The organism is Flavobacterium restrictum, from assembly GCF_007097245.1.
Lineage (GTDB): Bacteria > Bacteroidota > Bacteroidia > Flavobacteriales > Flavobacteriaceae > Flavobacterium > Flavobacterium restrictum.
This window is the reverse complement of the sequence record NZ_VJZT01000008.1, coordinates 1-15,574: the sequence shown is the minus strand read 5'-3', so window position 1 is coordinate 15,574 and position 15,574 is coordinate 1. Positions and strand designations below refer to the sequence as shown.

Here is a 15,574-nt window from a genome sequence, read left to right as displayed (position 1 = left end):
AAAATTCAATTGGTAGTCTGTTGATAAACTTTAATCTGAGCCAGGTTCAATTGTTGGCAAAAATAACCCGTAATACAGAGAATTCAAGTCATATAATATCTAAAATTTGAATTCGATTAAATTAAAATAAATTGTAAATTTGAGTATTATTAAATCCAATTAAAATGACACAATTAATAAACATATCTGAAATTAAGAGTCTATATCCAGATGAGTGGGTTTTGCTTGGCAATCCAAATATGGACGAAAGTAAACTTGATGTAATATCAGGAATTCCATTGTACCATAGCAAAGACAAAAAAGAAGTTTGTTATATTGGACGAGATAAAACATCAAATTTTGACAAGATAACATTGATTTATACTGGTACATTTAGACCAACTCGTAAAATTACTGGAATTTTTAATCGAATCACAAAAAAATGATTTACAAATTTAAAAGAGAACTCGAAAGTGGATTAATATTGGTAAACATTGAGATTGACAAAAAGTATGAATTAAAAATGATTCTTGATACAGGAGCAACAAATACAACAATTGATAGTAACGCATTGTATTTACTTGGTCACGATTTAAAGGATAGTATCGGTCGAAATAGAAACTGCTAACGGAATTATAGAAACCGAAGTTTTTGAAATTGATAGTTTCACGTCATTAGGAATTGAAAAACAGAAATTTGAAATTCAAGTTTATGATTTTATTGCTCACGGAATTTTTTCTGATTACAACGGACTTCTTGGTCTTGATTTTTTAGAAGGAACAAAATTTTGTATCGATACTAATGAAAACACAATTTCAGTAACATAAAAAAGAAACTATATCAATCCTTTAAACAAAAAAAACCCCGAAAATACAATTTTCGGGGTTACTAACTAATTCCATAATTACAAACAATAACCAATCATCTTATTTATGGGTAGAAAAACTAATCTATAATAGTTAGTTGTTTTTTTTAATTATTTCACAGAGAATTTAAATGTAGTTTTTGTTTTATAGTTTTCTCCAGGATTCAAAACCGTTGTTGGAAACGCTTTTTGATTGGGAGAATCGGGGTAATGTTGTGTTTCTAAACAAAAACCGGTTCGGTGTGCATACGTTCCGCCAGTTCGCATTGGGAGTGTTCCGTCAAGGAAATTTCCAGTGTAAAATTGAATTCCGGGTTGATCCGTATACACTTCTAGTAAACGTCCGCTTCCCGCATCATACGCCGAGGCAGCAAAACGGTCTCCTTTGCCTTGGTTGTTCAAAACCCAGCAGTGGTCGTAACCCAATCCTTTTTTTAACTGATCATCATTGGCCTCGATGGCAGTTCCTACTTTTTTGGCTTTTCTAAAATCAAAAGGCGTATTGGTTACATCCGTTAATTGACCTGTAGGAATCAAAGTGGCATCTACAGGAATTAATTTGTCGGCATCAATAGTAACTTCATGATCCAAAATTGGCTTTGTAAAATCAGCTGACAAGTTAAAATACGAATGTTGTGTTAAGTTTACCACCGTTTTTTTGTCGGTTGTAGCTTCATATTGCACGTCCAAAGTATTGTTCTTGTTGAGCGTGTAGGTCACAAAAACGGTTAGGTTTCCGGGATAACCTTCTTCCATGTCTTTGCTCACATATTTCAATTTTAAGGAAGCAGCATTGCCACCTTTGGCTTCCTCGGCAGTCCAAATTACTCTGTGAAAACCTTCTGGTCCGCCATGCAGCGCATTGGGAGCATTGTTGATTGCTAATGAATATTCTTTTCCGTCTAATGTAAATTTGCCCTTTGCAATTCGGTTACCATACCGTCCAATAAGGGCTCCAAAATAGGGATTTGCCTTCGTGTATTGTTCCAACGAATTGAAACCAATAACCACTTCCTCCGAAACACCGGCTTTGTTAGGCACTTTTAGCGAAGCAATAATACCGCCGTAAGTAAGGATGTTGACCTCCATTCCGTGGTGATTTTTCAAGGTAAAACGATCCACTTGTTCGCCTTTGGCCGTTTTGCCATAAGGAGTTTTTGCAATAGAAACCGAATCGGTAGCCTTGGCTTCCAGAGTTGTAGCAGGTGTTTCTGTTTTTTTATCGCTTTTGCATTGCACATTCATACTGGTCAAACTCATAATGGAAATCCCATAAATACAACGTTTTATTACATTCATAATTTAGTTATTTTTTTAGTTATTGTTAAAGTCATAAAGTCAAAAGTTATTGCAAAAATATATAAGCTGAACTCTGTTTACGATTTTCACTACGCACTCTTCACTCTTTTATAAACCGTTTTGGAACAAATGAAAATACGCTTCGTTAGCATTGATTTTGTCTTTAAAATCTCTAAGGGTTGTTTTTTCATCAATAACAAGTAATTCGATACCTGCAATATCGGCAAAATCTTCCATATATTCAGTAGTAATGACTTGGCTGTAAACAGTGTGGTGTGCGCCACCCGCTAATATCCAAGTTGTTGCAGCAATATCTAGGTCTGGTTTGCAATCCCATAACACACGGGCTACAGGAAGTTTAGGCAAATCAGCCATTGGTTTTACGGCTTCTACTTCGTTTACAATGAGTCTAAAACGGTTCCCCATATCCACTAATGATGCGTTGATGGCATTTCCTGCCGCGACATTAAAAACCAAACGAACAGGATCTTCTTTTCCACCAATGCCTAACGGATGTACTTCGCAAGACGGTTTTGCATCGGCAATAGAAGAACAAATTTCCAGCATGTGAGAGCCCAAAACGTATGATTTTTGAGGCGTGAAATGATAGGTGTAATCTTCCATGAAAGAAGTTCCGCCTTGGTTCTCGAGTCCTACATTCATGACTTTCATCGCACGGACTAAAGCCGCTGTTTTCCAGTCGCCTTCACCACCAAAACCGTATCCATCGGCCATAAGGCGTTGTACAGCAATTCCTGGCAATTGTTTTAGAGATCCTAAATTTTCAAAAGTATCCGTAAAAGCACCAAAACCACCTTCTTCAAGGAATGCTCTTAAACCCAATTCTATTCGGGCAGCTTCTAGCAATGACGCTCTCTTTTCGCCTCCTTCTTGTAAGGCTGGAGCCAATGTGTACGAGGCTTCATAAACGCTTACCAAAGCATTCGTATCGGCAACTGAAACGGCATCAATTTTTTTAGTGATATCCGAAGAGTCGAAACCATTTACCGAAAAACCAAAACGGATTTGGGCTTCGACTTTATCTCCTTCGGTTACAGCAACTTCACGCATGTTGTCTCCAAATCGGGCTACTTTTAGGTTTTGAAACTCATTCCAACCTAAAACAACTCTGGACCAAATGCCTAATTTTTTTTGTACGCGTTCGTCCTCCCAATGCCCTACTACTACTTTGCGTTTTTTGCGCATTCTAGACATGATAAAACCAAACTCTCTATCTCCGTGCGCCGATTGATTCAAATTCATAAAATCCATATCCATAGAAGCCCATGGAATTTCGGCATTGAACTGCGTATGTAAGTGACACAACGGTTTTTTTAGAATACTCAAACCACCAATCCACATTTTGGCTGGAGAGAACGTATGCATCCAAGCGATGATACCAATACAGTTTTTATTAGAATTGGCTTCTAAACACACATTGGTAATTTGCGCAGGCGATTTTACGACATCTTTGTATACTAATTTTACAGGAATGTGTGATGAAGCGTCTAACCCTTTGGCTATTATTTGCGAATGCTCGGCTACTTTACGCAGTGTTTCTTCGCCGTACAATTCTTGGCTTCCTACTACAAACCAAATTTCTTTTTGAGAGATATCTATCATTGTTTTTTGTTTTATTGTTTACTTCTATTATTTTTCTATTCTATAATTACCTGATGAGTTTCTATTTGCCCATCAATATTTATTTTTAATACATATATTCCTTTTTTGAGATGGTTAACATTTAGAGATGCAATATTGTTATTGACTGTAGCACTTTGTTTTTCTTTGCCATTCAAATCATATAATGTTGCTGTAATTTTTGAAGTTGTTACAGGAGCATTGCTTTCATCTATTAATGAAATATTCAAAATATCACTTGTAGGATTTGGATAGACATCATATATGGTGGTGGTATCTGTAGTTGTGGCAGTTCGTAACGTACTCGTAGTTGTTGGGCAACTTCCAAGTGTAGTGTAATTATGATAAGAACTACTTGAGCAACCTAAAATAGCTTTGACACCATAAGTAAAATAATTTTGGGTATAAGTGTTTGCTATTTTGAACAGAAAAGTATTATAGGATGTGCTACTATAAGTTACTCCTGTTGGTAAATCAAAAAATGAATAATCATACGTATGTGAAGTGTCTGTGTTTGTAATTGTCAGTGTTGTGAAACGATAAGCACCACAGCTGTCAATAACTTTTTGAACATTGAATGTAGGTTGTCCTATCCAAATTCTTTTTGTGATTGTTGCATACCCACAGATTTCAGAACCATAAGTTAGAGATAAAGTGCTGTTTCCGCTAAAGCCTGAAACTGCCGTTAAGGTAGCTGTATTTGTTGTGTCGCCAGTGAGTGTTACATAATTTGAATTTTCGGTAACTGTCCAACGATAAATATCGACAACATTTGGGATGGAATAGATACTACTGCCACATCCAGATATAGAGTTGTTTATGCTTGTGTTTCCTGTTATCGAAATAGGGGTATTCCCAGAACAGAAATAAGAACAGTTAAAAATTTGATTGTTATTGGGCATGTTGTCTATTTCTTTTGCTAACCAATCTGCATTTTTATTATTTAGATATATATGATGTTCATTTGTGCTAGAATAATTATCTTGTGCTACAACGAATGAATTTTGAAATGAAGTAGTGAAATTCTGAAAAGGACTATCTTTTGGTGTAACAGGAGGTGTTTGTGAATTATATTTCATTAAATAATCTCCATCAATCAGAATTATATTTCCTTTACTGATGTCTAATGCACTTGTAGAAGGAACAAACGAGAAAGTTGGCTCTGTTGCTATACTCATTTTATACTTTACTAATGCTTGTTGCCAAAAATTTGTTCCGGTTGCAGAACTTGAATTTCGTATACCAGTATCAAACGCCCCACCAGGATAATAATCAAAAGGCAAGGTATTCGAAGGTGAATTTATGCTCTTATCAGTAATAGTAACATTAATAGGAAGTACCCATAATAGTTTTTTAGTGTAAGTAATTTTCCCCTTATACAACTGATTAATACTAGAATTTGGCAAAGAATTTACCTTAAAATCTAACTTTAATTTATTACCTCCAGGAAGAATACCTATTAAAAATTCAGGTTCATTTGTAAAAACAGCTAATGTTTTAAATATTGTTTCATTTACACCCGGGAAAATAGTTAGAACCATATCTGTTAACCAACCAGTACTATAGTTTCCATCAAAAGATAGTAATTGTGAACCCGCAGTTGCGTTTTGTGGAATTGCACAATGATTTCCATTACTTATAGCAATTTTTCGAATACTAGGATACCCTTTTGTTTTTAGCTCAGTTTGCCAAGAGTTGTGTTTTGTATTGTTTATAGAATAGTCTACGTCTATATAATTAATAAGCATTTGTCGAGCTGCGGGTGTATTTTGTAACATTAAATAATCTAGTGGAGTAACTCCATCAGTAAATAATGGCAAAATAATTTCTCCTCCCAAAAAAGCTAATGGCGCTTGTACATATTGATGTAAAGCATGACGGCTAAAATATTGATACCCCATAGGGATGTTTGCTCCTTGTTGTGGAGCATCATGACTTATATAGAGATTAGTCTGATGTGGAATACCTGAATCCTCCATATTTTTTAAGGCATAGCGAGCAATAAGTCCTCCCATACTCTGTCCCCAAACGACATTGGGAGTGATACTGCCACTAATTATTTTTTGCTCATTTACCCATTTTATGACTTCCTGTAAGACATAAGCATTTTTTTGAATGTAATCTACCCCATTGTTCCAATCTACATAAATGATATCATATTGTTTGGTGTTTATATCTGTAAGTATGGATTTTAGTTGTACACTATTAGATTCCAAAATTGTATTTTTTAAAATCTTTAATACTAGTAAAACCGTATTCTTCCTCAGGAGCAATCATAACCCCTGGATCAAAACCTTCTGCAACTATTAGTGGTTTTCTTATTTTATGGTCAGCTGAAGCATAATCAATTTCCACTTTAGCAGAACCATAACTGCCTTCAAATGCTGTTGTTGCAGTAATGTCAACCCTCCCATAAACAGGATTAGTGGCGGTAGGTTGCCCTGATGTAAGCACTCCTTCTTCAACAAATATTTTAGAATGGCTATTTAATATTTTTCCATCACTTAAAATCATTCTATAAAGCCAATGTTTAATTCCTGTATTGGTGTAAGCCACAGCAATATTTTGCCCAAAGGTTATATTTCTAAATCCTAATCCATCATCGGTATCTATTTGTAATGATTGTATGGTTTGAGTTGTATTTGTAATCCACAAATTTTGTGGGAATCTTACAGAAAAATTGTATCCTTTATATGTTCGTACACTAGGTGCTATAGCAAATGCTAATTTACTGTCATATGGATTCTGCCAAATTCCATTAGTGTATTTATCTTTATATTGGTTATTTACAATATCTAATTTCCCAGTTGTTGTAGCATTTGTCTTGAATTGAGAATAATTAAAAAGTAAGCCACTTAAAGTAATAACAGTAGCTGTTCTGTTATTTAACCAACGCTGTTCATAATCTTGTGGAGTAATAAATTGGCTTGCGTTTGCATGAATCCTAGACATCATTAATGTATTATATATTGTTTTTAGGGCTACAGGTGTTACATAATTTGTGTCTGTAACTACACCGTTATATGCCGAAAGTTCTGCAAACTCAAAAGCATAATCTTTGAGTAATCCATTAGGGACTCTATTTTTTTCAAGCAACTGGAAAGCAAGATTTATTTTTGTTGCAAATTCTGTGTTTATTTGATCATTTTGACCGTCAATTGTTATTTCGCCAGGAGTTGGTCCGATCCAAGTGGGTGGCAGAGTGGTTTGGGAAGAAACGAAAAGAGTTGTTAATAAACAGATTACATTTACTAATACGACCTTGACACGAAATATATTTTGTTCCATTTTATAGGATTTGATAATTATTAATTTGAATAATGCACATCGAATCTACCTTCCCTAACTTGTACTTTCTCATTATTGGCATTTACAGCATCATACCAAAATGTACCCGATATGATGAATCGTTGCATATCTAGCTTTGTAATTTTAAGTTCTCCTGTTGCTACATTTGTTGTTGAATAGTTTACATCTCCTGCTCCTGTATTTGTCAGGATATAATATTCTCCAAAGTTTGAAATATAATAATTATTGTTTATGTCTTTAGATTCTGCTGTTAAATTATACGTTTTGTTTTCTATTAATTGAATTGTATTGGTACTAAATTGAATAGATTTTATGAAATCAAATGTTTTATAGTTAATGCTTAATCCAAAACGATAACCAGTTTGGCTTTGATAATAAAAACAACTTAAAACAGGTCCTCCTAAACCTGTTCCTTTAGGCAAAAAAGCTTTTCCGTCTACTAAACAGCCCGCAGTATTTGCACCCGTTTGTGTGGCTGGTGGGAGTTGATCTATTGGATTTGTAGATTTGTCATCGTCTTTGTTGCAAGAGATTAATAACGTAATTGTTGCGAATAAAAAAAGTAATTTTCTCATAAGAAATGTTTTAGAAACTTTTACTCATTAGTTATTTTTCTTGTAAACTATTTTTTTGATTTTATTTTAAGATTTAGATTTAATTTAAAAATCCAAATCTTAAAATAACATTTGCTGAATATATCGTATGAACATTATTTACAGTAGCATTTGGGTTTAAACCAATAGCAAATTTTTTACTTGCTTGAAATAAGAATTTTGCTCTTATTGGAAATCCAATAGCACTTTTACCTCCTGCATCAGCTGTATTGCTTTGAATGATGTAACCTAATCCTAAATAAGGTTCAAAAACGATTGTTCTAGAAACTTTAATTATCCTGCCATACAATGCATCTACCGACATGAAACCCTGTAAATCGTGTATTTTATTGTCTTTTTCCGTGATTCCAAAACCTAAAGTATAGTTAACCGAATACAGGCTTCTTTGATAATTTGATACCAACTCAATATTGGAACAGTAACCTCTAGCACCATTTTTATCTAAATTTGTATAAATTCCAATTGCACCATAATCAATTGATTTTATTTTTAATTTATTAGTTTCTTGTGCTTGAAATTGCCAAACAAAAAGCAGTGTTAGCAAAGAGATTATTTTTCTTACATTCAATTTGTCCTGATTTTGAGTTTGTTTCAAACCGTCTATTTATTCTATTTTTTTAACTCTATTTTCTTTATTCTAAAATCTGCAATCTAAAATCGTTACTGCCCATAATACGAATCCTTACCGTGCTTGCGCTGGTAATGTTTTTTGATTAAAGAATCTTTTAATCGGGGTGCATTTGGGTTTATTTGCAAAGTCAAGTACGCCATTTCGGCTACGACTTCGAGTACTTTACTGTTATAAACCGCTTTGGCAGCATTCTTTCCCCAAGCAAATGGCCCGTGATTGCCTATCAAAATCATTTCTACTTCTTCGTAGGAAAGGTTTTTTTCTTTGAAACAATCCAAGATTTGAATTCCAGTATTGTGTTCGTAATTGCCTTCGATAAGGGCGTCTGCCATTGGCGCAGCACACGGAATATCAGCCGTTAAATGATCGGCATGTGTGGTTCCAAAAATAGGAATATCTCTTTGCGATTGCGCCCATGCTACGGAATACGTGGCGTGCGTATGCGCAACACCGCCAATGTTTGGCCAATTTTTATACAAGTAAGCATGCGTTTTGGTATCTGATGAGGGACGCATACTGCCTTCGATAGTGTTGTTGTCAAAATCAACGATGACAATATCCTCTGGTTTTAAATCTTCGTAAGGAACGCCGCTTGGTTTGATGGCAAAAACACCATTTACTCGGTCAACCGCACTTACGTTTCCAAAAGTATAAACCACCAAATTCAGCGCATTTAATTGCATATTGGCTTCGTAGCATTCTTGTTTTAAATCCTTATACATACTGTTCCTGTTGTTTTTTTAGTGACGGATCGGCAAATGTGCTTAACTGGTCGTAGGCCAAAAGCAACTTGTTGTATGCCGCTACTTTGTCTAATTGCGGGAAATATTCACCATCAAAATCGCTTCCCATTTTTTGACTAGCTTCGATTACCGTAGGATAAATTCCTGCGGCAACAGCAGCATAAATGGCTGCTCCCAATGCGGGTGTTTGGTCTGAAGCGGCAATTTTGATAGGCTTATTAAGCACATTGGCAAGGGTTTGCATGATGTAAGGCGATTTTCTAGCCACACCACCAATTCCGATAACGCTATTGATTTTTACGCCTTCTTCTTCAAAGCGATCCACTATTTTTTTGGATCCAAAACAAATGGCGTTCACCAATGACTTGAATAAATGTGGCGCTTTTGTCCCTAATGATAAATTCGAAATGGCACTTTTTATTCCTTGATTGGCATCTGGAGTTCGTCTTCCGTTGATCCAGTCTAAAGCGATTGGTACGCTTTCGGACAATGGAATTTTTTCGGCTTCGGCGGTTAATTCAATGATTAAATTATCACTGATTTCGGCTTTTAATGCTGCTTTTTGTTCGTCTGTCAAAAGGGTAGAAGTGGCTAATAAATGATCGGTTGGCCATAAAAGTAACTCTTTGTACCAAGCCAATAAATCGCCAAAAGCAGATTGTCCTGCCTCTAGACCAATAAAATCAGGGATTACGGAGCCATCAACTTGTCCGCAAATGCCACGAACTGTTTTGGGACCAATAGATTCCTTGGAGTCAACAATAATATCACAGGTTGAGGTTCCCATTACGCGAACCAAAGTATTTTCTTCAATTTTGGCACCTACAGCACCAGAATGCGCATCGAAAGTTCCTACTGCAATTATCGTATCGGTCGTAAGTCCTAGACGGGTTGCCCATTCTTGGTTCAACGTACCTGCAACAAGATCGGATGTATAGGTTTCGTCATACAAGCGACCACGAAGAGCAGCTAAGTAAGGATGCAATTGTCCTAGGAATTCTTCAGGAGGCAAACCATTCCAGTCTTCGTGCCACATGGCTTTGTGTCCCGCTGCGCAACGACTTCTTTTGAATGTTTTTAAATCTTTGGAATCAATTAATAAATAGGTCATCAAATCGCAATGTTCCATCCAAGTGTAAGCGGCATTTTTTACGGCTTCGTCTTGTCTGGCAATGTGTAGAATTTTTGCCCAAAACCATTCGGAGGAATAGATTCCACCCACGTATTTGGTGAAATTTTCGCCACCCCAATTGGCTGAAAGCTCGTTAATTTCGTTCGCTTCATTGATAGCAGTATGGTCTTTCCAGAGGATCATCATTGCGTTTGGATTGTGTTCAAAACCCTTGGTCAATGCCAATGGTGTTCCGTCTTGAGCAACAGGAACTGGAGAGGATCCGGTTGTATCTACACAAATCCCTTTTATTTGCGAAGGTGAAACTTTACTGTTTTCAACCACATATTTTATGGTACTTTCTAAACCTTCGATATGATCGAGTGGGTGCTGACGAAACTGGTTTATAGAGGCGTTGCAATATTCCTTGGTTGCCCAACGCTTGTATTGGCATACGTTCGATGCTATTTCTTGTCCATTTTCTGTGTCTATTAGCATTGCTCGAACAGAATCTGTTCCGTAATCTAATCCTATAACATAATTTTTCATCCCGAAATCGTTTTAATATAAGTACAAATATAGTATATTTATTTTATAAGTGTATAAAAAACACTTAATTTAATTTAGCCTTAAAATTTTTATTAAAATAGCATAAAAACAGTTGTTTGGTAGCGAAACCAAAAGTAAATGTTAGCAACAAACTTATTCTATTGCGATTATTTCATTTTCAACTTCAAAACCGTTACGGAATAAGCTGGAAGTTGCAATGCTGCAACGTTATTTTTTAACAGATACTCGCTTTCTATTGGGCTAATTTTTTTAGGTGCAGCAAACGAATTTTCATCTTCCAGATTAGGGCTTGTTAGTGTAATAACAGTTCCTTTTGATTGTAATTTGCTTCCTTTTAAATCAACTGTAATGGCTTGCGTTTTTGATGAAGTGTTGACTATTTTTACAATTACTTCTTTGGTAGTACCTTCTTTAACCGCCGATGCAAACAAATCGTTTTGCCCAATTACGGGTTTTCCGTCTTTGGTAATGGCTAATAAATCGGTTCCTTTGTTGGTAGAAAATAATTTTTGCACCTGATAATTGGCCGATCCGTAGGCTTCGAGGTTGTTGAACCATATCATATCGGGTGTCCATTGCCAAGCTTCGGCATGCGCCATCAAAGGAGCGTAGGAGGTAAGATAAACTACTTCGGCATTGCGTTCCAGACCCGTCATAAAAGCAGCTTCAGAGAACGCACATTCCCAATTATTTTTGTTGTCTGGACTGGCAATTGCCACACTTTGGGCAGCATATTCTCCAGCAAATACTTTAGGACCTTTACGATCGTAATTATCATAACGCGTTACATTATCTCTAAACCATTTTGGATTTTTATAATAATGTTCGTCCACAATTTCGGCATTTAGTTTTTTGAGTTCTTGCATTCCGTAATCAAAATAATCGCCATCAGGGAATGGTCCTGCGCCAGATACAATGATCATATTTGGGTATTTATCTTTTATAGCTTTTTCAAAAACCTTGAATCTTTCAATGTATTGTGGACCCCATTGTTCGTTTCCAACTCCAATATGTTTTAAATTAAAGGGTTTTGGGTGTCCCATATCAGCACGAACTTTGCCCCAAGGAGTAGTGATGCTACCGTTTGCAAATTCAATTAAATCCAAAGCATCTTGTACATAAGGGTCTAATTCGGCCAACGGAACCAATTCACCTGTGTTGAACTGACAGGCCATAGCGCAACTCAAGATAGGAAGCGGAGCTGCCCCAATATCTTCGGAAAGTTGAAAATATTCATAAAACCCTAATCCAAAGGTTTGGAAATAATCGGGAGCAGGTTTGTGTGCAAATTCGGTATTCCAACGGTTGATTAATGTTTCTCTTTTGTCCACATCACCCACTGTTTTTTTCCATTGGTAGCGTTGTGCCAAGGTTCTTCCCTCAACGATACAGCCTCCAGGAAAACGCAAGAATCCGGGTTTCATGTCATACAATAATTGCACGATGTCTTTGCGTAAACCGTTTTTTCGATGGTTCCAAGTGTCTTCTGGAAACAAAGAAATCATATCCAAATCAATCGTCCCGGTTCCTTGAAAAGTAATTTTTAATTGTGCTTTTGCTTCGGTTTGTGTTGCTGTAAAATCGGCGGTATAGTTTTGCCACTCTTTTGCCGTAGGTGTAATGCTGGTTTCGCCTAACACTTTTTTGTTTTTATCAATAAACTGAATGATGATTTTTTTGATGCTTCCACTTGGGTTGGCGGCTTTTAGCGAAAGATTGTATTGGGCATCTTTCTTGATTCCCATACCACGGAATCCTTCATTTATCATTTCAAATCCTTTGTCATCATTGATAAGCACGCGGCAAAAATTTGGATTGGTTTTGTTTTCCAATACTTTGATGGTCGTGGCAATACCGGATTGTTTGTTGAACGAATGCGTGTCGCTGTTGGGTTGTGTCCAACCCATAAGCGGTGTTTCAAATTCGAATGAACGGTTTTTGACCATTTCAGCATATAAACCACCATCGGCAGCAAAGTTGATGTCTTCAAAAAATACGCCATACATGGTAGGCTGAATTTTGGTAATGGTTTTGGTGGTATTTACTTCGAGATTTGTTTTTTGTGCCTGGGTATAAATACCATTTAGTAAAAGCCCACAAAGGGTAATTTTGGTTATTATATTTGGTTTCATTGTCCTATTTGTTTAAGGTTTCATTTTTTTAATTGCCTCCTGCTTTAGCTGGAGGGTTTGAAATTTGCAATTGTATTCATTGGCTTTAGCCAAAATTATATGCCTTTTGGCTAATGCCAATTTGATATTTATTTTTATTCCTCCTCCTAAAGCTGGAGGCTATTCAAAAACACCTGTTTCTCCTTACTGTCATTCTCTTTTTTACTCCTTATAATCAATCCAAACCTTCATTTTTCCAACACCTCTATTTGACCAAGAATAATACGGAATGGCTTTTAATTTATTGGTTTGAATGGTATTTACACCTTCTAAAAGGGCTGCTTCTTTGGTTACTTTGAAAGTGTCATTGGCATCCACAGTGATTTTATCAAAGTTGGTTGCATTGTCAATTTCTTCAATAGCGTACACAATTGGCCCGTATTCTAGCGCTACTTTTCCTTTGTTGCTTTCTACTTTGGTATTGGTCACTACTTCTTTTACTTCCATTGGGAGTTTCATTTCTATGATTTCTCCTTTTTTCCATTTTCGGCTGATGGTGATGTATCCGTTATTTTCTTTGTATTCGAAAGGTTTTCCGTTTATAGTCAGCGTAACTTTTGCGGAAGCGGCACTTTTATAATGGTATAAATCGCCTGGCAACACTTGATTTCTAGCCCAACCCGGAACTCTTAATTTGATGGTAAATTCACTTTCTTTTTTTGGTAAAACGGTAAGAGTCACTTTGCCGTCCCATGGATAATTAGTTTGTTGCGAAAGTACTACATCGGTTTTGTCCAATGTTATTTTTGCGGTATTGGAAGCGTATAAATTTACATACAGCACGTCTCTGTTTGTTGAATAAATCAATCCGGGAATGGAAGGAATAAACCGAATCAAATTTGTAGGGCAACACGAACAATCAAACCAAGATTGGCGAGTGCAAGAACCTCTGTTGGATTTGAAAACCCCATCTGATTCTAGTGCATTGGGATAGAAAAATTGTTTTCCGTCTAATGACAATCCAGAAATTAATCCGTTGTATAAAGAGCGTTCAATGACATCAAAATAATTAGAATTTCCAGTTAAATTGTGCAGTCTGTGATTCCAATACACATCGCCAATGGCAGCACACGTTTCGTTGTAAGCGGTAAGATTGGGTAATTCATAGTTCTCACCAAAGGCTTCTCCGTCAGGTCGTGAACCAATGCCTCCTGTGAGGTACATTTTTTTAGTAACAACGTTAGTCCATACTTTATTTACGGCATCGAGGTATGCTTTGTCGTTGTATATTGCAGCAATATCGGTCATTCCGGAGTACATATATACGGCTCGCACGGCATGACCCACGGCTTCTTTTTGTTGAATAACGGGAATTTCGTCTTGCGAATACGCACCATAAAGTTTATGGTTTTTGGGGTTTCCTCTGTTGTCAAGGTAGTATTTGGCCAAATCCAAGTAGGCTTTATTGTTCGTAATTCGGTAGAGATTTACCAAGCCCGTTTCTACAATTTGATGTCCGGGAACGCCGTGAACTTGATTGGGCTTGTCGCCAAAAGTACGCACTAACATATCGGCATTTTTGATGGCAATATCTAGGAAGTTCCGCTTACCAGTGGCTTCATAATGCACCACTGCTGCTTCGATCATGTGGCCGGAGTTGTACAGCTCATGACTGATTTGCAAGGACTCCCAACGCTTTCCCTCGATAACAGGAACCCATGGTGCTGGCGGTTTGGCTGGATTAATGGTTCTCCAAGTGGTTAAATACCCATCTTTTTCCTGACCTATTTTGATGATTCCAATAAGCGAATCCAATAGTTTTTCTAGCTTTGGGTTGGGTTCGCTGATTAAGGTATTCGAGGCTCCTTCTATAATTTTGTACACATCGGTATCATCAAAAGGCATTTGTCCTTTTACGGTTCCTTTCATCTTCCCGCCCGCAATCAAGAAATTGTCCAGACGCCCTTCTTCCTCACATTTATGAATGGCGTATTCGATGGTTTTTTCTTGTACTTTTTTTATTATTGGCAACCAAAAAGCATCTGTTAATTTTACATTCTGAATATTGACGGGTGTAATGGAATAACCTGATTTTTTAGGAATCGTTTTCTGTGCGTTTGTATTCCCCGAAAAGGAAACTAAAACGACCAGATACAGCAGGTTTTTTTTAAAATTAAAAAATGTCATTGGTTGAATTTAGTGTAATTAGCTAAAGATTTCTTGTTGTAACAAAACGTATTATTTTTTTGTAAGGTGCAAGTTAAATAAAATAAGTGTAAAAAATACATTTTAAATAATTTAAATATTTTTTTGTTTTGATAATGCCTACAAGCAACTTGCGACCTTTTATCATTGTTTTAATTGTCCTATTTTACTCAATGTCTCTATAAGCTGTTCCGGTTTATTTGTGCCAATAAGCAATTTCTTATTGTTCGTGAACTCTAGTTGAAGTCCTTTGTCTCCAGAAACGTTAAACGCTGTACCTTTTCCAAATAGTCCGAGTCTTAAACCCCAACCGCCATATTCAGTCATGGCAGAATATTGTCTAACGAATGATTTTGTCAAAGTGTCCCAAGCGTAATGTTTACACTTTATATGAAAAGGAAAAAAGCGAACATAAATTCTAGTAATGGTCGGAAGAATAATCTTCCGACTTTTTTTGTTTTTTATTTATATATTTAACAATATTTTTCTTGTTTTA

The 15,574-nt window shown here is 36.3% G+C and carries 13 protein-coding genes; 2 read left to right on the top strand and 11 right to left on the bottom strand.

The features are described 5' to 3' along the window. Positions 1 to 164 precede the first annotated feature (164 nt). On the top strand, positions 165 to 425 hold the full coding sequence (locus FNW21_RS08910) for a hypothetical protein (protein WP_144256394.1): 261 nt from the start codon (positions 165 to 167) through the stop codon (positions 423 to 425). Continuing rightward, positions 422 to 607: a pepsin/retropepsin-like aspartic protease family protein gene (locus FNW21_RS08905; RefSeq protein ID WP_144256393.1), complete on the top strand. Its 186-nt coding sequence runs from the start codon at positions 422 to 424 to the stop codon at positions 605 to 607. The genes FNW21_RS08910 and FNW21_RS08905 overlap by 4 nt, the downstream gene beginning before the upstream one ends. A 348-nt stretch (positions 608 to 955) precedes the next feature. Here the strand turns inward: FNW21_RS08905 and FNW21_RS08900 are convergent, their stop codons facing one another. The 11 genes from FNW21_RS08900 to FNW21_RS08850 all read right to left on the bottom strand — a co-directional run bounded on the left by FNW21_RS08900 (position 956) and on the right by FNW21_RS08850 (position 15,438). Continuing rightward, positions 956 to 2,143, bottom strand: coding sequence for an aldose epimerase family protein (locus FNW21_RS08900; RefSeq protein WP_144256392.1), 1,188 nt, complete (start codon positions 2,141 to 2,143; stop codon positions 956 to 958). Between the two features lie 108 nt (positions 2,144 to 2,251). Next, complete coding sequence (araA, locus tag FNW21_RS08895) at positions 2,252 to 3,766, bottom strand: L-arabinose isomerase (RefSeq protein WP_144256391.1); 1,515 nt, start codon at positions 3,764 to 3,766, stop codon at positions 2,252 to 2,254. A 35-nt stretch (positions 3,767 to 3,801) separates the two neighbouring features. After that, complete coding sequence (locus tag FNW21_RS08890) at positions 3,802 to 6,057, bottom strand: T9SS type A sorting domain-containing protein (RefSeq protein ID WP_144256390.1); 2,256 nt, start codon at positions 6,055 to 6,057, stop codon at positions 3,802 to 3,804. Then, positions 5,990 to 7,072: a hypothetical protein gene (locus FNW21_RS08885; protein ID WP_144256389.1), complete on the bottom strand. Its 1,083-nt coding sequence runs from the start codon at positions 7,070 to 7,072 to the stop codon at positions 5,990 to 5,992. Before FNW21_RS08885 ends, FNW21_RS08890 begins: the two co-directional genes overlap by 68 nt. Before the next feature lie 20 nt (positions 7,073 to 7,092). Then, positions 7,093 to 7,668 (bottom strand): hypothetical protein, encoded by a 576-nt coding sequence (locus tag FNW21_RS08880; protein WP_144256388.1) that lies wholly within the window; start codon positions 7,666 to 7,668, stop codon positions 7,093 to 7,095. A gap of 79 nt (positions 7,669 to 7,747) precedes the next feature. After that, positions 7,748 to 8,302: a hypothetical protein gene (locus FNW21_RS08875; protein WP_144256387.1), complete on the bottom strand. Its 555-nt coding sequence runs from the start codon at positions 8,300 to 8,302 to the stop codon at positions 7,748 to 7,750. A 65-nt stretch (positions 8,303 to 8,367) separates the two neighbouring features. Continuing rightward, entirely contained in the window at positions 8,368 to 9,060 is a 693-nt protein-coding gene (locus FNW21_RS08870; protein ID WP_144256386.1) for an L-ribulose-5-phosphate 4-epimerase, read from the bottom strand. After that, entirely contained in the window at positions 9,053 to 10,741 is a 1,689-nt protein-coding gene (locus tag FNW21_RS08865) for a ribulokinase (protein WP_144256385.1), read from the bottom strand. The genes FNW21_RS08870 and FNW21_RS08865 overlap by 8 nt, the downstream gene beginning before the upstream one ends. Before the next feature lie 167 nt (positions 10,742 to 10,908). Beyond that, positions 10,909 to 12,894 (bottom strand): alpha-L-arabinofuranosidase C-terminal domain-containing protein, encoded by a 1,986-nt coding sequence (locus tag FNW21_RS08860; protein WP_144256384.1) that lies wholly within the window; start codon positions 12,892 to 12,894, stop codon positions 10,909 to 10,911. A gap of 201 nt (positions 12,895 to 13,095) precedes the next feature. Then, positions 13,096 to 15,060 carry a glycoside hydrolase family 127 protein gene (locus tag FNW21_RS08855; protein WP_144256383.1) on the bottom strand — a complete coding sequence of 655 codons (1,965 nt, stop codon included), beginning with the start codon at positions 15,058 to 15,060 and terminating at the stop codon, positions 13,096 to 13,098. 162 nt (positions 15,061 to 15,222) lie between these two features. Next, positions 15,223 to 15,438: a hypothetical protein gene (locus FNW21_RS08850; protein ID WP_144256382.1), complete on the bottom strand. Its 216-nt coding sequence runs from the start codon at positions 15,436 to 15,438 to the stop codon at positions 15,223 to 15,225. Positions 15,439 to 15,574: the final 136 nt, after the last annotated feature.